Source organism: Arthrobacter sp. 9AX (assembly GCF_902506095.1).
Taxonomy (GTDB): Bacteria; Actinomycetota; Actinomycetes; order Actinomycetales; family Micrococcaceae; genus Arthrobacter.
Window position 1 is genome coordinate 749,710 of sequence record NZ_LR733293.1, and the last position, 23,065, is coordinate 772,774.

General features: G+C 66.8%; 26 protein-coding genes. 15 read left to right on the forward strand and 11 right to left on the reverse strand.

All coding sequences use genetic code 11. From position 1 onward, the window contains the following. Positions 1-61: 61 nt before the first annotated feature. The 5 genes from BACI348_RS03505 to BACI348_RS03525 all read left to right on the forward strand — a co-directional run bounded on the left by BACI348_RS03505 (position 62) and on the right by BACI348_RS03525 (position 5,166). Positions 62-1,561, forward strand: coding sequence for a CoA-acylating methylmalonate-semialdehyde dehydrogenase (locus tag BACI348_RS03505; protein ID WP_159823970.1), 1,500 nt, complete (start codon positions 62-64; stop codon positions 1,559-1,561). Continuing rightward, a complete protein-coding gene (locus BACI348_RS03510) occupies positions 1,561-2,652 on the forward strand; it encodes an enoyl-CoA hydratase/isomerase family protein (RefSeq protein ID WP_159823971.1) in 1,092 nt (363 codons plus the stop codon). The genes BACI348_RS03505 and BACI348_RS03510 overlap by 1 nt, the downstream gene beginning before the upstream one ends. Then, entirely contained in the window at positions 2,645-3,664 is a 1,020-nt protein-coding gene (gene mmsB, locus BACI348_RS03515; RefSeq protein ID WP_159823972.1) for a 3-hydroxyisobutyrate dehydrogenase, read from the forward strand. Before BACI348_RS03510 ends, mmsB begins: the two co-directional genes overlap by 8 nt. After that, positions 3,661-4,437, forward strand: coding sequence for an enoyl-CoA hydratase (locus BACI348_RS03520; protein WP_159823973.1), 777 nt, complete (start codon positions 3,661-3,663; stop codon positions 4,435-4,437). Before mmsB ends, BACI348_RS03520 begins: the two co-directional genes overlap by 4 nt. Before the next feature lie 75 nt (positions 4,438-4,512). Beyond that, on the forward strand, positions 4,513-5,166 hold the full coding sequence (locus BACI348_RS03525) for a DedA family protein (protein WP_159823974.1): 654 nt from the start codon (positions 4,513-4,515) through the stop codon (positions 5,164-5,166). 17 nt (positions 5,167-5,183) lie between these two features. Here the strand turns inward: BACI348_RS03525 and BACI348_RS03530 are convergent, their stop codons facing one another. Next, positions 5,184-5,693, reverse strand: coding sequence for a MarR family winged helix-turn-helix transcriptional regulator (locus BACI348_RS03530; RefSeq protein WP_159823975.1), 510 nt, complete (start codon positions 5,691-5,693; stop codon positions 5,184-5,186). A 104-nt stretch (positions 5,694-5,797) separates the two neighbouring features. On the opposite strand from BACI348_RS03530, the gene BACI348_RS03535 reads away from it, so the two are divergent. Both BACI348_RS03535 and BACI348_RS03540 read left to right on the forward strand, forming a co-directional pair. Then, positions 5,798-6,988, forward strand: coding sequence for an acyl-CoA dehydrogenase family protein (locus BACI348_RS03535; RefSeq protein ID WP_159823976.1), 1,191 nt, complete (start codon positions 5,798-5,800; stop codon positions 6,986-6,988). Positions 6,989-7,106: 118 nt separating this feature from the next. Beyond that, positions 7,107-8,084: an SDR family oxidoreductase gene (locus BACI348_RS03540; protein WP_159823977.1), complete on the forward strand. Its 978-nt coding sequence runs from the start codon at positions 7,107-7,109 to the stop codon at positions 8,082-8,084. A gap of 65 nt (positions 8,085-8,149) precedes the next feature. Here BACI348_RS03540 and BACI348_RS03545 read toward each other — a convergent pair whose 3' ends face one another. The 5 genes from BACI348_RS03545 to BACI348_RS03565 all read right to left on the reverse strand — a co-directional run bounded on the left by BACI348_RS03545 (position 8,150) and on the right by BACI348_RS03565 (position 11,736). Further along, positions 8,150-8,935 carry a MerR family transcriptional regulator gene (locus BACI348_RS03545; RefSeq protein WP_201298365.1) on the reverse strand — a complete coding sequence of 262 codons (786 nt, stop codon included), beginning with the start codon at positions 8,933-8,935 and terminating at the stop codon, positions 8,150-8,152. A gap of 33 nt (positions 8,936-8,968) precedes the next feature. After that, the gene (locus BACI348_RS03550; protein ID WP_159823978.1) at positions 8,969-9,352 is read right to left on the reverse strand and encodes a hypothetical protein; all 384 of its coding nucleotides are present in this window, start codon (positions 9,350-9,352) and stop codon (positions 8,969-8,971) included. Between the two features lie 150 nt (positions 9,353-9,502). Then, a complete protein-coding gene (locus BACI348_RS03555; protein ID WP_013599688.1) occupies positions 9,503-9,706 on the reverse strand; it encodes a cold-shock protein in 204 nt (67 codons plus the stop codon). 132 nt (positions 9,707-9,838) lie between these two features. Continuing rightward, complete coding sequence (locus BACI348_RS03560) at positions 9,839-10,465, reverse strand: response regulator (RefSeq protein WP_159823979.1); 627 nt, start codon at positions 10,463-10,465, stop codon at positions 9,839-9,841. After that, positions 10,462-11,736 carry a sensor histidine kinase gene (locus tag BACI348_RS03565; protein ID WP_159823980.1) on the reverse strand — a complete coding sequence of 425 codons (1,275 nt, stop codon included), beginning with the start codon at positions 11,734-11,736 and terminating at the stop codon, positions 10,462-10,464. The genes BACI348_RS03560 and BACI348_RS03565 overlap by 4 nt, the downstream gene beginning before the upstream one ends. Before the next feature lie 207 nt (positions 11,737-11,943). Here BACI348_RS03565 and BACI348_RS03570 point away from each other — a divergent pair, with 207 nt between their 5' ends. Both BACI348_RS03570 and BACI348_RS03575 read left to right on the forward strand, forming a co-directional pair. Beyond that, positions 11,944-12,510, forward strand: a complete 567-nt coding sequence (locus BACI348_RS03570) for a GlcG/HbpS family heme-binding protein (RefSeq protein WP_159823981.1) — start codon at positions 11,944-11,946, stop codon at positions 12,508-12,510. Positions 12,511-12,715: 205 nt separating this feature from the next. Beyond that, positions 12,716-13,228, forward strand: a complete 513-nt coding sequence (locus BACI348_RS03575; protein ID WP_159823982.1) for an ankyrin repeat domain-containing protein — start codon at positions 12,716-12,718, stop codon at positions 13,226-13,228. Between the two features lie 114 nt (positions 13,229-13,342). On the opposite strand, the gene BACI348_RS03580 is transcribed toward BACI348_RS03575, so the two are convergent. Genes BACI348_RS03580 through BACI348_RS03590 form a run of 3 tightly spaced genes read right to left on the reverse strand, consistent with a single transcriptional unit; the run spans position 13,343 to position 15,991 of the window. After that, a complete protein-coding gene (locus BACI348_RS03580) occupies positions 13,343-14,527 on the reverse strand; it encodes an acetyl-CoA acetyltransferase (RefSeq protein WP_159823983.1) in 1,185 nt (394 codons plus the stop codon). Further along, a complete protein-coding gene (locus BACI348_RS03585; RefSeq protein ID WP_159823984.1) occupies positions 14,524-15,237 on the reverse strand; it encodes a CoA transferase subunit B in 714 nt (237 codons plus the stop codon). The genes BACI348_RS03580 and BACI348_RS03585 overlap by 4 nt, the downstream gene beginning before the upstream one ends. A 25-nt stretch (positions 15,238-15,262) precedes the next feature. Continuing rightward, entirely contained in the window at positions 15,263-15,991 is a 729-nt protein-coding gene (locus tag BACI348_RS03590; RefSeq protein WP_159823985.1) for a CoA transferase subunit A, read from the reverse strand. Between the two features lie 161 nt (positions 15,992-16,152). On the opposite strand from BACI348_RS03590, the gene BACI348_RS03595 reads away from it, so the two are divergent. Then, complete coding sequence (locus BACI348_RS03595; protein WP_159823986.1) at positions 16,153-16,968, forward strand: IclR family transcriptional regulator; 816 nt, start codon at positions 16,153-16,155, stop codon at positions 16,966-16,968. A 127-nt stretch (positions 16,969-17,095) separates the two neighbouring features. On the opposite strand, the gene nadE is transcribed toward BACI348_RS03595, so the two are convergent. Further along, positions 17,096-17,950 carry an NAD(+) synthase gene (gene nadE, locus BACI348_RS03600; RefSeq protein WP_159823987.1) on the reverse strand — a complete coding sequence of 285 codons (855 nt, stop codon included), beginning with the start codon at positions 17,948-17,950 and terminating at the stop codon, positions 17,096-17,098. Between the two features lie 74 nt (positions 17,951-18,024). Here nadE and pyrE point away from each other — a divergent pair, with 74 nt between their 5' ends. From pyrE to BACI348_RS03620, 4 genes are all read left to right on the forward strand, one after another. Continuing rightward, the gene (gene pyrE / locus BACI348_RS03605; RefSeq protein WP_159823988.1) at positions 18,025-18,609 is read left to right on the forward strand and encodes an orotate phosphoribosyltransferase; all 585 of its coding nucleotides are present in this window, start codon (positions 18,025-18,027) and stop codon (positions 18,607-18,609) included. Positions 18,610-18,732: 123 nt separating this feature from the next. Continuing rightward, positions 18,733-19,500 carry a GAF and ANTAR domain-containing protein gene (locus tag BACI348_RS03610; protein WP_159823989.1) on the forward strand — a complete coding sequence of 256 codons (768 nt, stop codon included), beginning with the start codon at positions 18,733-18,735 and terminating at the stop codon, positions 19,498-19,500. A gap of 83 nt (positions 19,501-19,583) precedes the next feature. Then, entirely contained in the window at positions 19,584-20,216 is a 633-nt protein-coding gene (locus BACI348_RS03615; protein WP_159823990.1) for a hypothetical protein, read from the forward strand. A gap of 84 nt (positions 20,217-20,300) precedes the next feature. After that, on the forward strand, positions 20,301-21,341 hold the full coding sequence (locus BACI348_RS03620) for an alpha/beta fold hydrolase (RefSeq protein ID WP_159823991.1): 1,041 nt from the start codon (positions 20,301-20,303) through the stop codon (positions 21,339-21,341). Between the two features lie 2 nt (positions 21,342-21,343). Here BACI348_RS03620 and BACI348_RS03625 read toward each other — a convergent pair whose 3' ends face one another. Then, on the reverse strand, positions 21,344-22,174 hold the full coding sequence (locus BACI348_RS03625) for an HAD-IIA family hydrolase (RefSeq protein ID WP_236557401.1): 831 nt from the start codon (positions 22,172-22,174) through the stop codon (positions 21,344-21,346). A 52-nt stretch (positions 22,175-22,226) separates the two neighbouring features. Here BACI348_RS03625 and BACI348_RS03630 point away from each other — a divergent pair, with 52 nt between their 5' ends. Further along, entirely contained in the window at positions 22,227-22,916 is a 690-nt protein-coding gene (locus BACI348_RS03630; RefSeq protein ID WP_159823992.1) for a TrmH family RNA methyltransferase, read from the forward strand. Positions 22,917-23,065 lie beyond the last annotated feature (149 nt).

A 23,065-nucleotide genomic window follows, 5' to 3' on the forward strand; every position in this document is an offset into this window, starting at 1 on the left:
GAGGTCCGAGTATATTCGCAACCAGAAATGACGTGGGTCACATGCGAAGGAGCGTCCCCTCATGGTGCGCGAGCTTTCCCATTACGTCGGCGGCCAACACAGAGCAGGCAAGTCCGGCCGTTTCGGCGACGTTTTTGATCCCTGCACCGGCACAGTCCAGGCGCGCGTGCCGTTGGCCGGCCGGGACGAGGTGCAGTACGCCGTTGCCGCCGCCGCAAGGGCGCAGGAGGAGTGGGCGGCCATGAACCCGCAGCGCCGGGGCAGGATCCTGCTCCGGTTCGTCGACCTGGTCAACAGCGAGATGGAGGCGCTGGCACGGCTTCTGTCCTCCGAGCACGGCAAGACCCTCGCCGACTCCAGGGGAGACATACAGCGGGGCCTGGAAGTGGTGGAGTTCGCGGCCGGTGCGCCGCACCTGCTCAAAGGCGAGTTCTCCACCGATGCCGGACCCGGCATCGACATCCACTCGCTGCGGCAGCCACTGGGCGTGGTGGCTGGAATCACGCCGTTCAACTTTCCTGCCATGATCCCGCTGTGGAAATCGGGCCCGGCCCTCGCCGCCGGCAACGCCTTCATCCTGAAGCCCTCCGAGCGGGACCCCTCCGTTCCGCTGCGCCTGGCCGAGCTGTACTCCGAGGCGGGCGTCCCGGACGGCGTGTTCAGCGTGGTCAACGGGGACAAGGAGGCGGTGGACGCGCTCCTGGAGGATCCCCGGGTCAAGGCCATCGGGTTTGTGGGATCGACGCCCATTGCCCGGTACATCTACGCCACGGCCGCTGCCCACGGGAAGCGGGCACAGTGCTTCGGCGGCGCCAAGAACCACATGGTGGTGATGCCGGACGCGGACCTGGACCAGGCCGCGGATGCCCTCATCGGTGCAGGCTATGGCTCCGCAGGGGAGCGCTGCATGGCCGTTTCGGTGGCCGTTCCGGTGGGCCCGGACACTGCCGACCGGCTGGTGGCCAGGCTGGAGGAGCGTGTCAAGGCGCTGAGGGTGGGCCACAGCCTGGACCGGGGCACAGACTTCGGTCCGGTGGTCACCGCCGCCGCGAAGGAACGGATCGAACGCTGCATCCAGGCCGGAGTGGACGAGGGTGCCTCCCTCCTGGCGGACGGCCGGGGCCTCACCGTGGAAGGGTACGAGGGCGGTTTCTGGGTTGGCCCCACCCTTTTTGACCATGTGACACCGGAGATGGCCATCTACCGGCAGGAGATCTTCGGCCCCGTCCTCAGCGTGGTGCGGGCCGAGGACTACGATGCGGCGCTCCAGCTCTGCAGCGGGAACGAGTACGGCAACGGCGTGGCCATCTTCACCCGCGACGGCGATGCCGCCCGGGATTTCGCCAGCAGGGTGGACGTGGGCATGGTGGGCATCAACGTCCCCATCCCGGTGCCCCTGGCGTACTACACGTTCGGCGGCTGGAAGGCGTCCGGATTCGGCGACCTGAACCAGCACGGCGCGGACGCTTTCCGCTTCTACACCAGGACCAAGACGGTCACCACGCGGTGGCCTTCAGGAATACGGCACGGGGCCAGCTTCGTGATGCCGGAAGGAAGTTGATGACTGACGTTGCGGAAACCGGAGCGGACACCACTGCCGAGGTGCTCTTTGAGCGCCGCGGGCGGCTGGGCATAGCCACCCTCAACAGGCCCCGGGCGGTGAACGCGCTGACAGCCGGGATGGTAGGCGCGCTCCTGGACCAGCTCACCGCGTGGGCGGACGACGACGGCGTCGCCATGGTTTTAGTGCGCGGCTCCGGGGAACGCGGGCTGTGTGCCGGCGGCGACATTGTGGCCATCTACGAGGACATCCCCGCCGGCGGCGGGAAAACCGCGGACTTCTGGCAGACGGAGTACCGGCTGAATGCGCTGATTGCCCGCTACCCCAAGCCCTATGTGGCCCTCATGGACGGACTGGTACTGGGTGGCGGGGTGGGGATCTCAGCCCACGGCTCGGTACGGGTGGTCACCGAGCGCACGCGGATGGGCATGCCGGAGACCACGATCGGTTTTGCGCCCGACGTCGGCGGGACCCTGTTGTTGTCCCGCGCGCCGGGGGAAGCGGGAACCCACGCGGCGCTGACCGGCGCCCACCTGGGCGCAGCGGACGCGCTGTACCTGGGACTCGCCGACCACTTTGTTCCGTCCGACAGGCTCCCGGAACTGACGGAGGCGCTGGGAAACGAAAATCCGGACGACGCCGTCGTACGGTACAGCGAGGCCGCCCCGCCCTCGGAACTTGAACAGCAACGGGACTGGATCGACAGCTGCTACGCGTCCGATGATGCCGGGGAGATCGTCCGGCGGCTCCGGAGCTTTGACAGCGAAGACGGCGGGGCTGCCCGGGCGGCCGCCGACCTCATCGAGGCGAAGTCACCCACATCCGTGAAGGTCACGCTGGCATCGTTGCGGCGGGTCAGGGGCCTGACCCTGGATGAAGCCCTGGCGCAGGAGTACCGGGTGGGGCTGCGGTTCCTGGCGGCGCCTGACTTCCGTGAAGGCATCCGGGCGCAGGTGGTGGACAAGGACCGCACGCCGCGCTGGAACCCGCCTACCCTCGCGGAGGTGCGGCCCGACCAGGTGGAGCGCTTTTTTGAGCCGTTGGGCAGCAGGGAATTGGACCTTGGGGTGAAGGAGACGGACCATGCCTGAGAAACAGGCCATCGCGTTCCTGGGCCTTGGCCACATGGGCGGACCCATGGCAGTGAACCTGGTCAAGGGCGGCTACGCCGTGGCAGGTTTCGACGTGGTGCCGGCGGCCCTTGATGCCGCACGTGAGCACGGGATACCCGTTTCTGCCGGCGCCGCTGAAACCGTGTCCGGGGCGGACGTGGTCCTCACCATGTTCCCCAGCGGCCAACATGTACTGGACGCCTACCTGGGCACCGGCGGGCAGCCCGGTCTGCTGGCCGCGGCCGCCCCCGGGACCATGTTCCTGGACTGCTCCACCATTAATGTTGACGAAGCGCGCGAAGCGGCAAGGCTGGCCATCGACGCCGGCCACCGTGCGGTGGACGCCCCCGTTTCGGGCGGGGTGGTGGGTGCCGAAGCCGGGACGCTGACATTCATGGTGGGAGGCGGGCCGGAGGATTTCGAGGCCGTGCGCCCCCTGCTTGAGGTGATGGGCAAGCGGGTGGTCCACTGCGGCGGCCACGGGGCGGGCCAGGCCGCCAAGATCTGCAACAACCTGATCCTGGGCGCCTCCATGATCGCCGTCAGCGAGGCCTTTGTGCTGGGGGAGAAGCTGGGCCTGAGCCACCAGGCACTCTTTGACGTGGCATCGGCGGCGTCCGGGCAGTGCTGGGCCCTCACCACCAACTGCCCGGTGCCGGGCCCGGTCCCCACCAGCCCGGCGAACCGCGATTACCAGCCCGGCTTTGCCGGAGCCCTGATGGCCAAGGACCTCAAACTCGCCGTCAATGCACTGCGCGGCACCGGGGTGGCGGCCCGGGTGGGACCGCTCGCTGCCGAAATCTACGATATGTTTGCCGCGGAAGGCGGTGCCGCGCGGGACTTCTCGGCGATCATCACGGACATCCGGGACAAATCCGCTGCCCGGGACGGCGCAGGAAACAAGCCGGCGGGCAGTGCCGGCAGCGCCCCCGGCACGGCATCAAACAAAGCAACACCCAATGCAGCACAGGACGACGGGAGCCCCGAATGACGGAATACACGAACATCCTTGTGGAACAGCGGGGCCGGGTAGGGCTGGTGACGCTGAACCGGCCGCAGGCGCTGAACGCCCTGAACAAGGCCACCATGGAGGAGCTCGTGCAGGCTGTCCGCGGAATGGATTCCGATCCCGGGGTGGGGGCCGTGGTTATTACCGGCTCCAGCAAGGCCTTCGCTGCGGGCGCCGACATCAAGGAGATGGCGGCGCAGGGTTACATGGACATGTACGCTGCCGACTGGTTCCGCGGCTGGGAGGACTTCACCAGGCTCCGCATTCCCACTATTGCGGCCGTCTCCGGGTTCGCGCTGGGCGGCGGCTGCGAACTGGCCATGATGTGCGATCTCATCATCGCCGGGGACAACGCCAAGTTCGGCCAACCCGAGATCAACCTGGGCGTACTGCCCGGCATGGGCGGCTCCCAGCGGCTCACCCGGGCAGTGGGCAAGGCCAAAGCAATGGATTTGATCCTGACAGGCCGGTTCATTGGGGCGGAGGAAGCTGACAGGTGCGGACTGGTGTCCCGCGTGGTTCCTGCCGAGGACGTGGTGGACGAAGCCGTCAAGGTTGCGGAAGTGATCGCGTCCAAGTCCAAGCCGGTGGCCATGGTGGCCAAGGAAGCCGTGAACGCGGCCTTCGAGACCGGGCTCGCGCAGGGCGTGGTGTTCGAGCGCCGGCTTTTCCACTCGCTCTTTGCCACCGAAGACCAGAAGGAAGGCATGGCGGCGTTCACGGAGAAGCGCGAGCCAGTGTTCAGGCACCGCTGACCCGGCCCCCAGCTTTCGCCCAGCTGCGTAGGGTAGACAGGGCTCGGCAGCTGTGGAAATGGGAGGGGATCTTGTATGTGGGGAACGGCGGCGGGGGCAGGCGGCTCGGCGGACAATCTGACCGGGCTGGTGGGCGTCGCTGCCCGGGGCATCGAGCAGTTGGGGGAATGGGGCGTCGGGCTCTTCACCCTGGCGGAGACAGTGGTGCCGCCCATTCCCAGTGAGGTGATCCTGCCGTTGGCTGGATACCTTGCCCGGCAAGGCTCCCTGAACCTGGTCCTGGTCTTCGTCACCAGCACCCTCGGCGCCTACCTGGGTGCGCTTTTCCTGTATTGGCTGGGGGCCAGACTTGGACTTGAACGGTCCATCCGCGGGCTCGCCAGGCTTCCCCTGGTGGACCGGGAAGACTTTGAACACGCTGCGGACTGGTTCCGCCACCACGGCAGGTCGTCCATTTTCTTCGGCAGGCTGCTGCCCGGTGTGCGCAGCCTGATTTCCCTTCCGGCAGGGGCTGCCGCCATGCCGCTGGGCATGTTCAGCATCTACACACTCGCAGGCAGTGGGCTCTGGAACGGGTTGCTGCTGGGACTCGGGTACCTGCTGGGCACCCAATACCGGCTCATCGAGGAGTACTCCCGTTTCCTGAACTACGCGGTCTATGCCGGCCTGGCGGCGGCCCTGGTGCTGCTCGTTGCCCGGCGGATCAGGCGCGCCAAGGCATCCCGCTGACCCTTCTTCCTGACCGCTCAGGAATCCATGAAGTCGCCGGCGTTCCGGCGGAAATCCCCCAGGATCCGGATCAGCTGGTCGATGTCTCCCGGCCCGAAGCCTGAGGCGCTGAACACCTCGGCGTTCAGTGCCGTCGTCGAACGTTTCGCCAGGGTGCGGCCCTCGCTGGTGAGCTCCACCAGTGTGGTGCGGCCGTCGGTAGGATGCGGCGAGCGGCGCACCAGGCCGGCATCCTGCAGCCGGTCCACCGCGTTGGTGATGGAGGTGAGGTGGACCTGGAGGAGCGTGCTGGCCTTCTTCATGGGTAGGGACCCGTTCCTGGCGAAGCTCAACAGGGCCAGCAGTTCGTAGCGGGCGAAGGTCAGCCCAAAAGGCTTCAGCACCACTTCGATCCGGGCGAGCAGGATCTGCTGGGTCCGCATGATGGCGGTGATGGCTGCCATGGGCGCGGCAACCTCCGCCCAGCCATGGTCCTCCCAGTTGCGGCGGGCATCGGCAATGGGGTCGCGGGGGAGCGGAGTGCCCATGGCCAGCCTTTCGCCGTGTGATGCGCCTCACTTATTGGTGGACCTGTGCAATATACTAGGACATCCAATGGTCGGTGGAGCGGTCCGGCAGAGTGAGGGGATTGATGCCCGTGCAGCCTGCGGGAAAAGGCGAGGCACTGCCCTTCCCTGATGCGGACCTGATGTACGTCGTGGACCTCCTGGCGCCCCCTGAACGCGATAGGTACTTCAGGATCCGCCAGTTTCTCCAGTCCTCGGTCCGGCAGCAGTCCATCGAGTACTGGAACCGGGAAGAGTTCCCCTTCGGCCTCCTGGCGGACCTGGGAAAACATGGCCTCGGAGCCCTCCAGCTGGATGGCAGTTCCACCCTGTTCAAGGGCCTGATGTACGTGGAGCTGGCCCGGGCGGATGTGTCCCTTTCGGCTCTGGCCGGGATCCACAATGAGCTCATCCTCGGAATGATCAGCGAACTGGGGTCGGAGGAGCAGAAGGCGCGGTGGCTGCCAGGCCTGAAAACATTCGGCCAGCTGGGAGCCTTCGCGCTGACGGAACCGGACCACGGCTCGGACATTGCCGGCGGGCTGGAAACGTCAGCCAGGCGCGACGGCGGCGAATGGGTCCTCAATGGTGCGAAGCGGTGGATCGGAGCGGCCACCATCGCCGATTTCGCCCTCGTCTGGGCACGGGATGTGGCCGACGGCGAAATCAAGGGCTTCATCGTGGAGACGGACACACCCGGCTATGCGGCCACCAGGATCGCCAACAAAATCGGCCTGCGGATCATGCAGAATGCGGACATCGTGCTGGAGGATGTCCGGATCCCGGCGGCCAGCCTCCTGCCCGGGGCCACGAGCTTCGCGAGGACAAACGACCTGCTCCGGGACTCCCGCGCCTGGGTAGGCTGGCAGGGGGCGGGAATCCAGCTGGCTGCCTTCGACGTCGCCCGCGCCTATGCCCTGAACCGGCGGCAGTTCGGCAGGGAGCTCGCCGCATTCCAGCTGGTCCAGCAGCAGCTCGCCGACATGCTGGGCAATGCCTCCGCCTCCCTGGCGCTGATGGCACAGCTGGCGCAGGTCCAGCAGGACGGGAAGCTGGAGATGGTGCAGGCCGCCATGGCCAAGGCCACAGTCACCCGGCTGGCCCGCGCCTCGGTGGCCATGGGCCGCTCACTTCTGGGCGGCAACGGCATCAGCAGCGACTACGAAATGGGCAAGCTCTTCGGCGACGCCGAAATCCTTTACACCTACGAGGGCAGCTACGAAATCAACTCACTCATCGTGGGCCGGGCCGTCACCGGAAGATCGGCCTTCCACTAGCAACCCTGCAGGGGCTGGCCGTTGTCCGGCCGGGCCTGCATCGGTAGCATCAAACACTAAGCCTGCTTAGTGTTATGCCGGGGCAGCCACGGCGGGCCACGGACGGAAGGGATGCCGAATGCGGGTCAGGAATGCTGTTGTGGTTATCACCGGCGCCTCCAGCGGGATCGGACGGGCCACGGCCCTGCGCTTCGCCGGCAAGGGAGCCCGGCTGGTCCTGGCCGCCCGCGGAGCCGAAGCGCTGGGCGCCGTTGCCGCGCAGTGCCGGAAACGCGGCGCGAAGGCCATCGCCGTCCCCACCGACGTCACCGACGTGGCCCGGATGGAGGAACTGGCGGCCCGTGCAGTGAAGGAGTTCGGACGCCTGGATGTGTGGGTCAACAATGCCGCGGTTGGTGCTTTCGGGCTGCTGACGGATATCCCGCCCCAGGACTTCCAGCGGGTACTGGACGTCAACATTGCCGGCTACGTTAATGGCGCCAGGGCGGCGCTGCCCCGGCTGCGCGCCCAGGGATCAGGCGCTCTGATCAACGTTGCGTCCATCGTGGCGGAAGTCCCGTTGGCGTATTCCGCTTCGTATTCGATCTCCAAAGCCGCAGTGCGGGCGCTCGGCGCCGGCCTGCGCGCCGAACTGGCCCGCGAAGGCGCGGCAGGGGTGGACGTGTGCACCGTCCTGCCCGCCACCATCGACACACCCTTCTACCAGAACGCGGCCAACTTCACTGGCCGCCGCCCCATGGCGATGCCGCCCGTCTACACCGCGGAGCGGGTGGCGAAGGCCATGGTCAGGCTCGTTGAGCACCCCCGGCGGGAGGCGGTTGCGGGAGGGCTGGCCGCCCGGCTGCTGGTGCTGCTGCACAAGCTCGCGCCCGGCGTCGTCGAGGCCGCCACGGCCCGTCAGGTTGACCACCGCCAGCTGTCCCGCCGGCAGTCCGCGCCCGCGACGTCCGGCAACCTGCACCTGGCCTCGGAGGCGGTCCGCAAGCCTTCCACGGGAGGCGGCTGGCACGGACGACGGCGGACAGCGCAGCGGCGGGTAGGAACCGTGGCGGTGCTCGCCGCTGCCGGGGCCGCCGGGTGGAGGCGGCTGCGGTGATGTCCGGGGGGGCGGTACCATGCCCCCTCAAGCCCCGGTGCCGCCGTCCTGGGCTGCTCCCTTTGCTAAAGGTTCGCTTCAGCGTAGGTGCGCAGGGCGTCCCGCACGAAGCCCGCGCCCGCTTCACCGCCGTAGTTGGCGGCGAAACGCGGATCGGCAACGTACATTTCTCCCAAGCCCAGCAGGTAGCCCTTGACGTCGCCGCCGCTTTCCGAGGCGGGAGTACCGGGGATGGACGTCAGCCACGCAACGTGCCGGCGGGCCAGGTCCTGCGCTTCGGGGCTGTCCGCTGCGAGGCCGGAGCCGGCGGCGGCGATCCAGTCGGTGCCCAGCTTCTCCGCGCGGGACTTCCACTCCTGCTTCTCCGCGGCACCCATTCCACGCCACCAGGCGTCGCTTTTCGCATATGCGTCCTTGCCCCAGCGCTCCTCCACCTCGTCCTTGTACTGGGTGTGGTCGAAGCCGTCAAACATCTTTTCTGCCATGAGTTCGCCTCCTTCTTTCACTGTTTCGATCGTTTGCTGGACAGACAGAACCTGCCGCGCCAGGCGCTCCTGCTCCTGCCGCAGCCAGTCCAGGTGGCGGCCCAGCGCTTTGACGGCGTCTGTCTCGTGGCGGAACACCTCGGCGATGGCCGGAAGGCCCAGCCCGAGTTCCCGGAGCAGGAGGATCCGCTGCAGCTGCAGGAGTGCCGCGGCGTTGTAATAGCGGTATCCGTTGGTGCCAACACGGCTGGGCTTCAGCAGCCCGATGTCGTCATAGTGGCGCAGCGTCCGGCTTGTGGTGCCGGCCATCCGGGCAATGTCCTGGATGGACCAGTCGATGCCAGCTGCTGTTCCGGGTGCTTCCATGCTCCGAGCGTAGGGGTTGACGCTGCGTCAAGGTCAAGCAGGTTTTTCGGGGAAGCGGCGCCGCGAAGAACGCGGGCGCAGGGAGCGGGTGCGTGCCTGGGCAACGAGCCGGGTGAACGCGAAAATGAAGACCGCCTCGATCAGGAGCATCAAAGCCACCAGCAGCCACTGTTCCCCGGCAACAAAAACGATGCACCCTGCCAGCGCAAGGATCGTTCCGAGCACCAGGGTATAGACGGCAAACCCGACGGCGACGCGGGCGCTGCGGACGCCGGTGCGGAAGCCGAAGCCCAGCGGTTCCCCGCCGGGATGGCCCGGGACACGGTCCGGCACGGCGGGCGGGAGCGCGTCGAACTCCTCCCACGGGTCCTTGCCCGCTTCGTTGCCTGGACCGTTGTCCGGGTGCTGTCCGGTCATATGCCTATTATCCCCAACCCGGGCAGCGGATACCCGCCTGCGCGGCGGGCCTTTTGGGGACAACTAAAAGCAGCGGCCCCTCCAACAGGTGTTGGGGAGGCCGCTGCCTGGCGGGATTCCTCCTGCAGGTGCGGGAGGAAAGCCGAAGCCTTAGAGCGGGCGGATGTTCTCTGCCTGCGGGCCCTTGGGACCCTGGGTCACATCGAATTCAACCTTCTGGTTCTCATCGAGTGAGCGGTATCCGCTGCTGGCGATTGCCGAGTAGTGGGCGAAAACGTCAGCGGACCCGTCATCGGGGGCAATGAAGCCAAAACCCTTTTCGGCGTTGAACCATTTAACTGTGCCTGTTGCCATGGCTGCATTCCTTCGTGTGACTCTGATTTTCTCCCCGGGCCCAACGGCCCGAAGTGCGCGGAGAACGTCCCCCGCAGTCCCCAACGTACGGGGCAAAAGCCGTGCTTGCAAGGGTATCGACACTGGAAGTAGTCAGCGCATGCCCTCGCGGCGGATGGCGGTGGCGATTGCAGCGGCCCGGGTGTCCACCCCGAGCTTGGCATAAATGTGCGCCAGATGGGTCTTGACGGTGGCCTCGGAGATGAACAGGCGTTGGCCCAGTTCACGGTTGCTCAGGCCTTCCGTCAGGAGGCTGAGAAGCTCTGCTTCGCGCGGTGTCAGGATTTCGTCCGGGTTGCGCAGCTGCTGGAAAAGCCGGGACGCCACGGGCGCGCTCATCACGCTTCTGCCCTGCACGGCACCGCGGATGGCAGCGAAGATCTCGTCCGGGGCGGCGTCCTTCAGCAGGTACCCCATGGCGCCGGCGTCCACGGCCCGGACAATATCAGCATCGGAGTCGTAGGTGGTGAACACCAGGATGGCCTGCCCTTTGCGGCGCTCGCGGATGGTGCGGATGGCCTCGATCCCGTCCATCCCGGGCCCCATCGCGAGGTCCATCATTACCACCGAGACGGGGCCCTGCTCCAGGAGTTGCAGGGCTTCCTCCCCGGACGCAGCTTCCGCCACGACGCTGATGTCCGGCTGGGTGCCCAGCAGGGCCCGCAGCCCACTTCGCACCACCAGGTGGTCATCCACCAGCAGCACCGTGATGGCGGTCATACGGATCTTCCCGGCCTCGCCGTGTCCGCCGGTGCGGGCAACTGCGCGGCCACGATGGTTCCTTCGCCGGGTGCACTTTCCACCGAAAAGGCGCCGCCGAGCTGTTCCACCCGCTGCCGCATGGCCCGCAGGCCATACCCTCCGGCTTCCGACGGCGGTGCTGCCGCCGCGGGATCAAAGCCGGCGCCGTCGTCGTACACATCCAAAGTGACGGCGTCCGGCAGGAAGCTAAGCGTCACCGTCGCAGTGGACCCGGCGGCGTGCAGGGTGATGTTTGATGCAGCGCTCTGGACCACGCGCAGGAGTGCGTGCCGCACGTCAGCGGGCACCGGCCGTGGTTCACCGGTCACCAGGAGCCGGGCCTCCGGGACGTATTGCCTGGCAGCCAACAGCACGGCATCGGGCAGGGGCGATGCGTCCAGCCCTGGGGAAGCGAGCTCGTGGACCAGGCTCCGCGTTTCGGACAGGTTGCCCCTCAGCAGCGCGGTGGCCTGGCCGAGGCCGGCGCGGGCCGCGTCACTTGGCCAGGCCCTGCCGGCCGCTTCGAGGAGGAGTAGGCTGCTGGCCAGTCCCTGGGTCACGGTGTCGTGGATCTCCCGGGAGACGCGTTCCCGTTCGGCGACGGTTCCGGCGCGGCGCTCACTGGCCGCGAGCTGTCCCTGCGCGAGCGAAACCTCCGCGTGCAGGCGGCGCTGCTCCTCGGCGTCGTGCTGGATCCTGTCATAGACCAGGGTCAGCATCACGCCGACGGCCAGTGGTCCAAGGAGCATCGCCAGGTCAGTGCCGTCGCTCAGCTTGAACAGGCCTGCCGCCGTGGCAGCCGCCGTCACGCCTGCTGCCACATACGCTGCCGCCCCGGTGAGGGCGCTGCGGCAGAGGAAAAACAGTGCGAAAGAGCACCAGGCAAAGCTGGGGGCAGCGATGACCAGGACCGCCCAGACGCCCACCAAGGCAGCCATCCACGATCCGCCAGGCCCGCCGCGCCGGGCCTGGACGGCGACCGCGACATACAGCAGGCAGGCGCCGGCGGCCAGGCCGAGGACCAGGATGTTGTCCGCTGGGCTGTGCCGCACCACGTAGCGGACCACGGAGGCCACCAGGAGGACCGCGAACCCAAGGTGTACGGCGGCGTCGATTTTGCCGAGGCGGGGGTGCCGTGTGCCGTTGGGCGTGGTTGTCCTGCCGGCGCCCTCGGCAGTGCCGCTGATGCCCCGGGCAGCGCGCGGGTCCGGGGACGACGCGGAGTGGGCAGCGTTGGCTCGGCTTGGCATGGACATTCCGGTTCGGGTGGGGGACGGCTACCCACCATGCTAAAGCGCCCGCAGCCTTCCCGTCTCTCAACCTTTTGGCTGATACGGCTGGCCTTTCGGAGCAGGAGGCCGCAGCCAAAGGCCCGATGCCGGCCCCCGTCCTGCCCGAAAGGATGGAACTGCACCCCGCGCTGAACCGTGGCGGGGATCCGTTCAAAGGAAAACACCATGAAGAAGTCCTCGAAAGTATTCGCCGCGGCAGCAGCCGGCGCGCTTGCCCTCACCGCCGCCGCCACCGTCACCGCCAACGCCGGCCCCGGCACCGCTGCCACGGCCGTCCCCGCGGCCGACATCCAGCCCGTTCCCGGGAACGTGGTCCAGCAGAACCGGATTTCCGTGGGCGCCTCCGCCGAGGCCGTGTCCGGCGCGCTCGCCAAGTGCCAGGCGGACAAGCTGCCGTTCGTTACCGTGGCGCTGGTTGACCGCTTCGGCACGGTCCAGGCGCTCCTGCGGGGCGACAACGCGGCCGAGCACACCATTGAGGCCGCCAAGCAGAAGGCCTACACTGCCGCAGCCTTCGGAACCCCCACCAGCGAGCTGGCCAAACGGATCAACGGAAACGGCCCCAGCATCGCGGATCTCCCCGGCACGCTCTTCCTGGCCGGTGGCGTGCCGTTGAAGGTCAACGGTGTTTCCGTCGCGGGGATCGGCGTCGGCGGTGCTCCCGACGGAGCACTGGATGAGGCCTGCGCTGTTGCAGGAGCCGATGCCATCATTGCTGCCGCCGCTCAGTAGGCTGGGCTGCATGAGGTGGTTTGGGGCTGGCTGTCTTGTCCTTTGCTTAACCCTGGCCACGACGGCGTGCCAGGCGGGGCCGGAGGCGACCCGGGCACCGCAGCCTGCTCCGCCGTCGTCCGCTGCCGGCGCGGAAGTCGGGGCGCGCGCCACGGAAAGCACACCAGCGGCTGCATCCTCATCCGCGGCGGCACCTGTTCCTCCGGTGCTGTCCGCGGAGGAACAGGCACTGCTCGACCAGGACCTGATCGCCGCGGCCAAGGCCAACAACGTGCCGTTGGTGCAGGAGCTGATCGGGCGCGGGGGAGACGTCAACGCCAAGGACGCGATCCAGGACTCGGCGTTCCTCTACGCGGGCGCGGAAGGGTTCAACGATGTGCTCAGGCTGGCGCTTGCGGCCGGGGCGGATGTTGCCGGCACAAACAGGTACGGCGGCACGGCCCTGATCCCGGCCAGCGAACACGGCCACGTGGAAACGGTTCAAATCCTGATTGGTGCCGGGGTGCCCGTCAACCACGTCAACAACCTCGGATGGACCGCCATGCAGGAAGCCATCCTGCTGAACACCGGCGGGCCACGGCAGCAGGAGGTGGTCCGGCTGCTCCTCGAGGCCGGCGCGGATCCCAACATCCGTGACCGGGAAGGCCGCACCGCGCTCCAGAACGCCGAAAGGCTGGGCTTCGCGGAGATCGCGGCCCTGATCCGCAACCGGGGTTGACTCATTCCAGCACCCGCTGGAATTCCCCACCTTTGCCGCAAACCACGACGGCGCGCCGCACTTTTGGTGCGACGCGCCGCCGTCGTGATCAAAAGGTGGGGAAACTCAGCCGCCCTACATGGCTTCGAGGACGCTGACGTAGTTGGCGATGCCTACGCCGCCCATGTTCTGGACGGCCGCCCGGCGGGGGCTGGCAAGCTGCATGTCTCCGGCCGTCCCGGTCAGCTGCATGGCGGCGATAACGTGCTGGGACACACCGGTTGCGCCGACGGGGTGGCCCTTGGCCTTGAGGCCGCCGGAGACGTTGACCGGCAGCTTGCCGTCCTTGTACACCCAGCCTTCCTCGATGGCGCGGGCGCCCTGGCCCGGCTCCGTCAGGCCCATGGCCTCGTACATCAGCAGTTCGGCGATGGTGAAGCAGTCGTGCACCTCGGCGAAGTCGATCCCGTCGAGCCCGACGCCCGCCATTGCCAGCGCCCGCTGCCAGGACACCCGGTTAGCGGCGAAGGCCACCGGATCGCGGCGCGCCGCAGGGAAGAAATCGTTGGCGTGGCCGAAGCCGGCGAGCCGGACAGGGGCAGTTGCGCCGCCGGTCGCCGCAGTGGAAAGGACGACGGCGGCCGCGCCGTCTGACACGGGCGAACAGTCAGTGCGGCGCAGGGGATCGGCCACCATGGGGTTCTTGTCCGAGACCGTGCGGCAGAACTCCTCGCCGAGGTCCTTGCGCAGCTGGGCGTAGGGGTTGTCCACGCCGTTGCGGTGGTTCTTCGCCGCGATGCTGCCGAGGACGTCGGCAACGTTTCCGTACCGTTTTTCGTAGTGCTTGGCCACCTCGGCGAAGAGTCCTGTGAAGCCGGTGGTGGAAGCCTTGCCGGCCAAGTCGTAGTCGGCGCCCAGCAGGCCGGCTCCCACAACGTCGGCTCCGGCGTGCGTCATTTTCTCGGCGCCGATCACCAATACGGTCTTTGCGGTGCCGGCCAGCAGGGACTTGGTGCCCTGCTGGAAGGCGGCGGAGCCGGAAGCGCACGCATTTTCCACCCGGGTGGCGGGAACGTTGGCAAGCTGGTCCGAGACCTGCAGCGCCAGCGACGACGGAAACGCCAGCGGCATCATGCCGGAATTGAACTGGCCGAGGTAGATTTCATCGACCTGGCCGGGCTCAATGCCGGCACTCTCGATGGCCTCGCTGGCCACCTGGACGATCAGCGACTCCAGCGTCTGGTCCGTCAGTTTTCCGAACCGGCTGTGCCCCCAGCCCGTGAGCAGGACATCCTTGCCGAACTTTTCCTTCAGGCTCACGCCGGGGCTCCTTCCAGGGTTGATTCTCCAATGGAATTACCCGGGCCCGGGTCCAAGGCCACGGTGAACTCCGCCTCCGTCTTCCCCTGGATCTCCTCCACGGTGACGCCCGGCGCAAGACGGGTCAGCGTGAGCTGCCGCCCGCCGTCTGTTTCGTGTTCATTCTTCACGAAGTCGAACACGGCGAGGTCGCTGATGATCCGGTCCACAACCCCCAGCCCCGTGAGGGGGAGGGTGCATTCGCGAACGATCTTGGCGCTGCCGTCCTTCGCATTGTGCTCCGTGAGGACCACCACCCGCGGCGTTCCAGCCACGAGGTCCATGGCGCCGCCCATTCCCTTGACCATCTTGCCGGGGATGGTCCAGTTGGCCAGGTCGCCGCGGCCGGAGACCTGCATCGCACCGAGGATGGCCACCTTCACGTGGCCGCCGCGGATCATGCCAAAGGACGTGGCCGAATCAAAGATGCTTCCGCCGGGCAGCACCGTGACGGTCTGTTTGCCCGCGTTGATGAGGTCCGCGTCTTCCTCGCCCTCGTACGGGAACGGGCCCATGCCGAGCAGTCCGTTTTCGCTTTGCAGGACAACGCGGACGCCGTGGGGCAGGTTGTTGGCCACCAGCGTGGGGATGCCGATCCCCAGGTTGACGTAGTCGCCGTCGTTCAGTTCTTCGGCCGCGATGGCGGCCATTTCATCCCTGGTCCAGGCCATGGGGCTCTCCTCTTAAGTGTGGTGGCTAAACGGTCAGCGCTTCGGCTTCGACCGGGACGCGGGGACGGACGGTGCGCTGCTCTATGTCCTTGACCCGGTCCGTGGCCTGCACCAGCCGCTGGACGTAGACGCCGGGGGTGACGATGTGGTTCGGGTCCAGGTCCCCGGGTGCCACGATCACCTCCGCTTCAGCGACGGTCAGTGTGCCGGCGGTGGCGACAACGGGATTGAAGTTCCGCGCGGTGTACCGGTAGATGAGGTTTCCGTCCGTGTCTGCCGTGTGGGCGTGGACCAGTGCGACGTCGGCCCGGATGGCCCGCTCCTGGATGTACGTTTCGCCGTCGAAGACCTCGTGCGGCTTGCCGTCGGCCACCAGGGTGCCTACGCCGGTTTTGGTGTAGAAGGCAGGGATGCCGGCGCCGCCGGCCCGGAGGCGCTCGGCCAGAGTGCCCTGCGGGGTGAATTCCACCTCCAGCTTCCCGGCGAGGTACTGCTCGGCGAAGAGTCTGTTTTCGCCCACATAGGAGGCGATGACCTTGCGCACCTGGCCGGCTTCGATCAAGATGCCGAGGCCCTTGCCGTCCACGCCCATGTTGTTGGAGACCACCGTCAGGTCTTTTACGCCGGAGTCCCGGACGGCTTCGATGAGGTCCGCCGGGATGCCGCTCAGGCCGAAGCCGCCCACGGCAAGGGTGATTCCATCGCGCAGTGCCCCGTCCAGGGCGACGGCGGCGGCTGGCTGAAGTTTGGACATGGCGCCTCCTCGTTGAGTGTCCCGGTGTTTCTGTCCACTTTATGGACGATGGGTCTGCGTATGGACACTACGGGCGGTCTGAAGCGGCTGTCAAGGTGCTGCCCAGGCAGGAAAAGGCGCATTTTTACAGTGTGGACGGTACGCTGGGAAGTATCCATATTATGGACCTTTGGAGGAGAATTGTGAGTAACGTGCCGGTTCCGGGGGCCCAGGTGGTCAGCCGCATCGCCGGTTTGCTGCGGCTTGTTGGCCGCAGCGCCGAGGGAATGCCGCTGTCAGTGCTGGTGCGTGAATCCGGCCTTACACGGCCCACCGTCCACCGGCTGTTGTCCTCGCTGGCGTCCGAGGGGCTGCTGGACCACGATCCCGGCAGCGGGAACTGGGTGCTGGGGCCCGAGATCCTCCTCATGGGGTCAGTGGCATCGGCACGCTTCCCGCTGGAGGACATCGCGCGGCCAAGCCTGCGCAGACTGTCCGAAGCAACAGGGGAGAGTGCGTTCTTCTCCATCCGCCGCGGGTCCGAGACAGTGTGTCTGCTGCGTGAGGAGGGCAGCTTTCCGGTCCGGTCCTTCGTGCTGCACGAGGGCGTCCGGTTCCCGCTCGGTGTGGCCTCCGCGGGCACCGCGATCATGGCTTTCCTGCCGGAGGCTGAACAGGAGGAGCTGCTGGGTGACTGGGCCGGGCACGCCGGGATGTTCGCGCCCGGCCACCGGGAGGACCTTGTCCGGGCCAACCTCGACCAAACCAGGCTCAAGGGCTACTCGGTGAATCCCGGGCTGGTGCTCGAAGGCAGCTGGGGGATGGGCGCCGCGGTGTTCGACCAGGCAGGCCGGCCGGCGTGGGCACTGTCCCTGACCGGCATTGAACCGCGCTTCAAGCCGGAACGCCAGGAAGAGCTGGGCGGCCTCCTGATGGCGGAGGCCCACCGCATCACCCAGCAGCTGGGCGGAAGCGCCCAAGGCGACCGGCTCCGCTGAGTCTCCCCGGCTTTACCGGGAAACGACGACGGCGCGCCGCCCTTTGAGGTGCGACGCGTCGTCGTGCTTCCCTGAACCTGGGGAATCTCAGCGACTGATCAGCCCCGGCGACGTCTGCGCTGGAGAACTACAGTCCGGCGCGGGGCTCTTCCGGGCCCTGGCCCTTCCACCACGTATCAAAGATGGTGACCGGAACGGTCCGCTTGTGCCGGGTGCGCAGGTACTTCTCCTCGATGGACTCCGCCACGGAATCCGGGACGTCCCGGCCTTCCAGGTAGTCGTCGATCTGGTCGTAGCTGAGGCCCAGCTCATCCTCATCGGTACGGCCCGGTTTGTCATCCAGCAGGTCCGCGGTGGGCACCTTTTCCCAGATGCGCGCCGGTGCCCCGAGCTCGGCCAGCAGCGCGCGGTTCTGCCGCTTGTTCAGGCCGAACAGCGGCAGGATGTCCGCGCCGCCGTCGCCGTACTTGGTAAAGAATCCGGTGACCGATTCGGCGCCGTGGTCGGTGCCGATGACCAGGTAGTTGTGTTCGCCGGCCAGCGCATACTGGGCAATCATCCGCGTGCGGGCCTTGGTGTTGCCCTTGTGGAAGTCGGAAATCTCCGAGCCCACGGTCTTCTCGAATTCATCCTCGAAGCCGTCAACGGCAGCAGAAATATTGAAGGTCCACTCGGTCTTGGGCCGGATGAAGTCCAGGGCGGCCTGGGCGTCTTCCTCGTCGTGCTGGACGCCGTACGGCAGGCGGACTGCCACAAAGTTCGCGTCCACACCCTCTGCCTCGAGTTCCTCAACGGCCAGCTGTGCCAAGCGGCCGGCGAGCGAGGAATCCAACCCGCCGGATATGCCCAGCACGAATCCCTTGGTATGGGTGGCCTTGAGATATTCCTTGAGGAAGGCGACGCGCTTGCGCACCTCCCCGGCGGGGTCGATCCGGGGCTGTACGCCCATTTCTTCAATGATCCTGGCCTGGAGTTCGCGCATGCTGTCCAGCCTAGCCAGCGGTGTCAACAGCGCTCAAGCATCCACACCGGCCGGCCGCCACTAAACTGGAAACCATGACTTCCCCCAGTGATACTGCAGTGGACACTGCTGCCGCCCGCGCCCGCCTGCTGGAACTGATCAAGGAACTTGCCGTGGTCCGCGGCAAGGTGATCCTCTCCAGCGGAAAGGAAGCGGACTACTACATCGACCTGCGCCGCATCACCCTGCACCACGAGGCCTCGAAGCTGGTGGGCCAGGTGATGCTGGCGCTGGCGGACGACGCCGGCATCGACTTTGAGTGCGCGGGCGGGCTCACCATGGGAGCCGACCCCGTGGGTACGGCCGTGATGCACTCCGCCGTGGACGCCGGCCGGCCCGTGGACGCGTTTGTGGTCCGCAAGGCCCAAAAGTCCTACGGCATGGGCCGTCAGGTGGAGGGCCCTTCGGTGGAAGGCCGCAGGGTGCTGGTCCTTGAGGACACCTCCACCACCGGCGGTTCGGCGCTGACCGCAGTGGAAGGGGTCCGGAAAGCCGGCGGAAACGTGGTTGCTGTCGCCGTCATCGTGGACCGGGACACCGGAGCCAAGGAAAAGATCGAAGCCGAGACCGGCGTTCCCTACCTCTTCGCCTTCGGCAAGGACGAGCTCGGCCTTTCGTAACCGCGCTTTTACCGGACTTGCACCGGAGCCCGGGCCCAATGGCCCGGGCTCCGGTGTTGGATCCGGGGTGGAGCTGCCTTATTATTTGCGTAATCCCCTTTTCCCGTACGGAGAACGTGCACTATGGTCCCCCCTGAACAGCCCCTGACCTCCACTGACCAGATCCAGAACCTCATCCTGGAAAGTGCGGACTTCGAGGACTTCCTGAATGAGCTGGCGAGGTTCTCCGCGCACCAGGTGGCCGGCGAAGGCGATGATGCCCTCTGCGGCATCACCCTGCTCCGCGACCGGAAGGCCGCGACCATCGGCTGGAGCAGCGACTCGGCCCGTGAAGTGGATGAGATCCAGTACTCGCTCTCCCAGGGACCCTGCCTGACGGCGGCCGAAGAGGAACGGGAAGTCCATGTTCCGGACCTGTTGGAGGAAAACCGGTGGGGGCCGGACTATGCCTCCGCCGTGGCTTCGCACGGCCTGCGGTCAGTGCTGTCCCTGCCGTTCCATCTCCAGGGGGAAGCCAAAGCCGCACTGAACCTGTATTCCGACGTTCCAAATAAGTTCGATGAACGCGCCACCGCGAAGGCCCGGGGCTACACGAGGGAAATTTCGCAGGCGCTGCGGCTGGCCGTGCGGTTCTCGCTCCACACGGACAGCGCCGCGAACCTTCGGGCCACCTTGGAATCCCGGACCATTATCGACATCGCCATCGGCATCGTTATGGCGCAGAACAGGTGCAGCCAGGAGGCTGCGGTCAGCATGCTCACCGAGGCTTCGAGCAACAGCAACCGGAAGTTGCGGGACATCGCGAAGTCATTGGTGGATTCCGTGGGCGGAGCCGGGACGCGCACCCACTTCCAGGAACCGGGGCAGTTGAAAGCGGACCGGACAGCGTAGCCGCCGCTTGTGCATGACTCCGGGCGGAGTTAGGCTTGCGGAGGTTGAGCCGTCGGCCATAGACACCCTCTTTTGGAGTACCTATGGACCGCGCACTGAACGCCCTCGTTAACCTTGATGTCCCTGCCGACGTTGTCCGCATCGACATCCAGGGAAGCCTCAACCAGGATTCCCGCCCCGCCCTGGTCCAGATCATCCGCCGTGTCCGGCGCATGGGGATCCGCTCCCACATCCGCGTTGAGCTATCAGGGGCTGCACTGGTGGAGTCCGCCGCCCTTGCGGGCCTCCGCGAAGACCTCAATGCCATCGACACCAGCACACTGCCGGGCATCTACGGCGCCGGAGTGTCGCTGGACCTTTCGGAATGGGCATCGTCTGCCGACGAAAAGCTGCTGACCGTTATCGACGGCCTTTCCGCCGGGTCCATTGCGGAAATTGACGCCATCGAAACCGCGGCGGAGCTGACCGGTTTTGATGAGGTGCCGCCCCTGGAACTGTCCGGGATGGGGGCGTGGGGCGGCCGGACACTGGAGGAGTATTCCCACGAGGAATTGCTCCTGGCCAGCGACACACTCTTTGCCCTGCTGGACAACCCTGGCGCTTTCGCGGGCTCGGACCTGCTGGCCCGTTACGAGGACATCGGCCGGGAGATCGCGCGGCGCCAGCATAACAGCGCCGGCACTTGTCCGGCGCCGGAAGGCCAGGCCGCCAGCTGAACCGCTCCTCCCCGGCCAGGCGTCACTGAATGGTTACCGCCGCCTCCTTGCGGCGGTAACTTCAGTTGTGCCTACGGTAGGGGTGTGCCGTATGAGGGGGACACGCATCCGCAGGACGGGCGGGGGGCTTCCGGAGCCCGGCTGCTGGCGGAAGCTGCTGCCCTCAAACAGTTTTCGCGCCGTGCCTTCTTTGCCGGCGCCGGTGTCTCGGGCGTACTCGCGGCGGACATGCTGCTCACCCGCGAGGTGCAGTCGCAGCGTCGGTCCAACCGGATCCTGGCAGTCCCCGACGGCTTCGCGGATGCCTACTATCCGGATGCCAGCTGGTTTCTGTTCCCCGGCTACAAAACCAGCTGGGAAGAAGCACAGTGGATCCTGAACTCCCTCCGCGGTGCGCTTAACAAGCGCGCCCGGCTCGCCGCCGTCGGCTATTCCAACCAGGGACTGGACATCGACGGGCTGGTCATCGCGGTCATCGAGTATGTCCGCGCCCAAAAGCTGACCAAGCTGTTCTTCTACGGACACAGCTTCGGCGGTATGGTGGCAACCCAGGTTGCTGCCAGGCTGCTGGAAATCCACGGCGTGGAGGTGGAGTTCATCGTGCTGGACTCAAGCCCCTACAGCAAACACGACGTGCTGGACCAGAGCTGGTTCGACGGCGTGGTGTTCCTTTATGAGAGCGGCGTCCGGTTCCCGTCCACCCTGCGCGGCGGGTATGAGCTGGGGGAGCGGGTCATCCACAAGGACGAACGGACCTGGCGCCAGATCCTGGACCAGACGCTTGAACAGCTCTCGCCGATCGCCCCGTCCAACCTGCTCATCCAGTCCGAGTCCGCATACATCTACCACTTCGACGGCCTGAGGTTCGTGGATAAACTCGGCAGCGCCAAGATGGCGTACATCGGCAATCCCCGGGACCGGACAGTCCGCTACGAAACGGCCGTGGAGGCTTGGGCGGTGGCATTCAAAGCGAACATGGTGGCCAGCGACCTGCAGACCACCGGCGCCGCCCCGGCCCACGCCAGCCCGGGCTGGAACCCGAACATCTACCGGCCCATCCTGGAACGGCTGCTGGACGAGAACTTCCCGCTGCCTCGGGGCGGATCGCGGGTGACGGTCTTCTAGGCCTAGATCTGGTTCTTCAGGTCCGCCACGGAGTTCAGCACCTGGTTGGGCCGGAAGGGGTAGGAACCGATCTCTTCGCGCTGGGTGATGCCGCTCAGGACCAGGACCGTGTGCAGTCCGGCTTCCATGCCGGCGATGATGTCGGTGTCCATCCGGTCCCCGATCATGGCGGTGGTCTCGGAATGCGCGTCGATCTGGTTCATCGCGGACCGGAACATCATCGGGTTTGGCTTGCCCACGATGTACGGCTCCCGGTCGGTGGCCTTGGTGATCAGGGCTGCGATGGCGCCGGTGGCGGGCATGGGCCCGTCCTTGGAGGGGCCGGTGGCGTCCGGGTTCGTGGCGATGAACCGCGCACCGGCGAGGATGAGGCGGATGGCAGTGGTGATCGCCTCGAAGGAATACGTGCGCGTCTCGCCAAGGACCACAAAGTCAGGGTCCTGGTCAGTGAGGATGAAGCCTGCCTCGTGCAGCGCCGTCGTCAGTCCTGCTTCGCCGATGGTGTAGGCGCGGTTGCCGGACCCGGAGCCCTGCACCTGGTCCTTGAGGAACTGGGCGGTGGCAAGTGCGGAGGTCCAGATGTTCTCTTCGGGGACCTCCAGGCCGGAGGCCTTGAGGCGCGCGGCGAGGTCGCGGGGCGTGAAGATGGAGTTGTTGGTGAGCACCAGGAAGCGCTTGGACGTGTCCACCCACCGCTGGATGAGCTCCGCGGCGCCGGGCACTGCCTGGTTTTCGTGGACCAGGACGCCGTCCATGTCCGTCAGCCAGCACTCAATATCCTGTCCGCTGCGGTAAACCGCCGGATTACCTGCTACCTGGTCTGCTTTTGCCACGCTTACCTCCACCGGTGATGAATGCTCCAATGGTCCAGTCTAGTGTTGAGGGGTGAACCAGACGCCCGGCCCCGCAGACCAGCCAGCACCCTCACCCGGGGACGCCGAAACAGTGGAACCCGGGGCACCCAAGGCGGAGGTCGGCGTCGGGCCCTGGGAAGGCGAACTGCCGGAAGGCGACCACTGGGACCCTGACCTCCTGGCCGACGGCGACCGGCGCAACGTACTGGACAAGTACCGCTACTGGAAGCACGAAGCAATCGTTGCGGAGCTGGACTCCCGGCGCCACAACTTCCACGTGGCCATCGAGAACTGGCAGCACGACCTCAACATCGGCACCGTGGTGCGGACCGCCAATGCGTTCCTCGCCAAAGAGGTGCACATCATCGGCCGACGGCGGTGGAACCGGCGCGGCGCCATGGTCACCGACCGCTACCAGCACGTCCGCCACCACCCCACCGTCGAGGACTTCGTGGCCTGGGCGCAGGGGGAGGGGCTGGCGATTATCGGGATCGACATCTTCCCCGACTCGGTGCCGCTGGAAACCTACGAATTGCCCCAGGACTGCGTGCTGGTGTTCGGCCAGGAAGGGCCCGGGCTGACCCCGGAGGTACACGAGGCCGCCATCGCCACCCTGTCCATCGAACAGTTCGGGTCCACCAGGTCCATCAACGCAGCCTCCGCCGCGGCCATCGCGATGCACGCGTGGGTGCGCCGGCACGTCTTCAACCAGCACGTGTAGCTCCGCGGGTGGTGGGCCCACGCCCGCAGGGTTCCCTGGCCGAGCTTGCGAGGCTAGGGCGCGGGTGGGGCGTAACCCACAGCACTCTCCGCGCGGAAATGGCTAGGATGGTGCTAGCCGTAAGCGGTACTCCAGGGTCACCAGCCCAC

What these genes read in the sequence shown, in the direction of transcription:
- BACI348_RS03505 (WP_159823970.1), top strand. Translation starts at nt 62, where the DNA reads ATGGTGCGCGAGCTTTCCCATTACGTCGGCGGCCAACACAGAGCAGGC.
- BACI348_RS03510 (WP_159823971.1), top strand. Translation starts at nt 1,561, where the DNA reads ATGACTGACGTTGCGGAAACCGGAGCGGACACCACTGCCGAGGTGCTC.
- mmsB (WP_159823972.1), top strand. Translation starts at nt 2,645, where the DNA reads ATGCCTGAGAAACAGGCCATCGCGTTCCTGGGCCTTGGCCACATGGGC.
- BACI348_RS03520 (WP_159823973.1), top strand. Translation starts at nt 3,661, where the DNA reads ATGACGGAATACACGAACATCCTTGTGGAACAGCGGGGCCGGGTAGGG.
- BACI348_RS03525 (WP_159823974.1), top strand. Translation starts at nt 4,513, where the DNA reads ATGTGGGGAACGGCGGCGGGGGCAGGCGGCTCGGCGGACAATCTGACC.
- BACI348_RS03530 (WP_159823975.1), bottom strand. Translation starts at nt 5,693, where the DNA reads ATGGGCACTCCGCTCCCCCGCGACCCCATTGCCGATGCCCGCCGCAAC.
- BACI348_RS03535 (WP_159823976.1), top strand. Translation starts at nt 5,798, where the DNA reads ATGCCCGTGCAGCCTGCGGGAAAAGGCGAGGCACTGCCCTTCCCTGAT.
- BACI348_RS03540 (WP_159823977.1), top strand. Translation starts at nt 7,107, where the DNA reads ATGCGGGTCAGGAATGCTGTTGTGGTTATCACCGGCGCCTCCAGCGGG.
- BACI348_RS03545 (WP_201298365.1), bottom strand. Translation starts at nt 8,935, where the DNA reads ATGGAAGCACCCGGAACAGCAGCTGGCATCGACTGGTCCATCCAGGAC.
- BACI348_RS03550 (WP_159823978.1), bottom strand. Translation starts at nt 9,352, where the DNA reads ATGACCGGACAGCACCCGGACAACGGTCCAGGCAACGAAGCGGGCAAG.
- BACI348_RS03555 (WP_013599688.1), bottom strand. Translation starts at nt 9,706, where the DNA reads ATGGCAACAGGCACAGTTAAATGGTTCAACGCCGAAAAGGGTTTTGGC.
- BACI348_RS03560 (WP_159823979.1), bottom strand. Translation starts at nt 10,465, where the DNA reads ATGACCGCCATCACGGTGCTGCTGGTGGATGACCACCTGGTGGTGCGA.
- BACI348_RS03565 (WP_159823980.1), bottom strand. Translation starts at nt 11,736, where the DNA reads ATGCCAAGCCGAGCCAACGCTGCCCACTCCGCGTCGTCCCCGGACCCG.
- BACI348_RS03570 (WP_159823981.1), top strand. Translation starts at nt 11,944, where the DNA reads ATGAAGAAGTCCTCGAAAGTATTCGCCGCGGCAGCAGCCGGCGCGCTT.
- BACI348_RS03585 (WP_159823984.1), bottom strand. Translation starts at nt 15,237, where the DNA reads ATGGCCTGGACCAGGGATGAAATGGCCGCCATCGCGGCCGAAGAACTG.
- BACI348_RS03590 (WP_159823985.1), bottom strand. Translation starts at nt 15,991, where the DNA reads ATGTCCAAACTTCAGCCAGCCGCCGCCGTCGCCCTGGACGGGGCACTG.
- BACI348_RS03595 (WP_159823986.1), top strand. Translation starts at nt 16,153, where the DNA reads ATGGACCTTTGGAGGAGAATTGTGAGTAACGTGCCGGTTCCGGGGGCC.
- nadE (WP_159823987.1), bottom strand. Translation starts at nt 17,950, where the DNA reads ATGCGCGAACTCCAGGCCAGGATCATTGAAGAAATGGGCGTACAGCCC.
- pyrE (WP_159823988.1), top strand. Translation starts at nt 18,025, where the DNA reads ATGACTTCCCCCAGTGATACTGCAGTGGACACTGCTGCCGCCCGCGCC.
- BACI348_RS03610 (WP_159823989.1), top strand. Translation starts at nt 18,733, where the DNA reads ATGGTCCCCCCTGAACAGCCCCTGACCTCCACTGACCAGATCCAGAAC.
- BACI348_RS03615 (WP_159823990.1), top strand. Translation starts at nt 19,584, where the DNA reads ATGGACCGCGCACTGAACGCCCTCGTTAACCTTGATGTCCCTGCCGAC.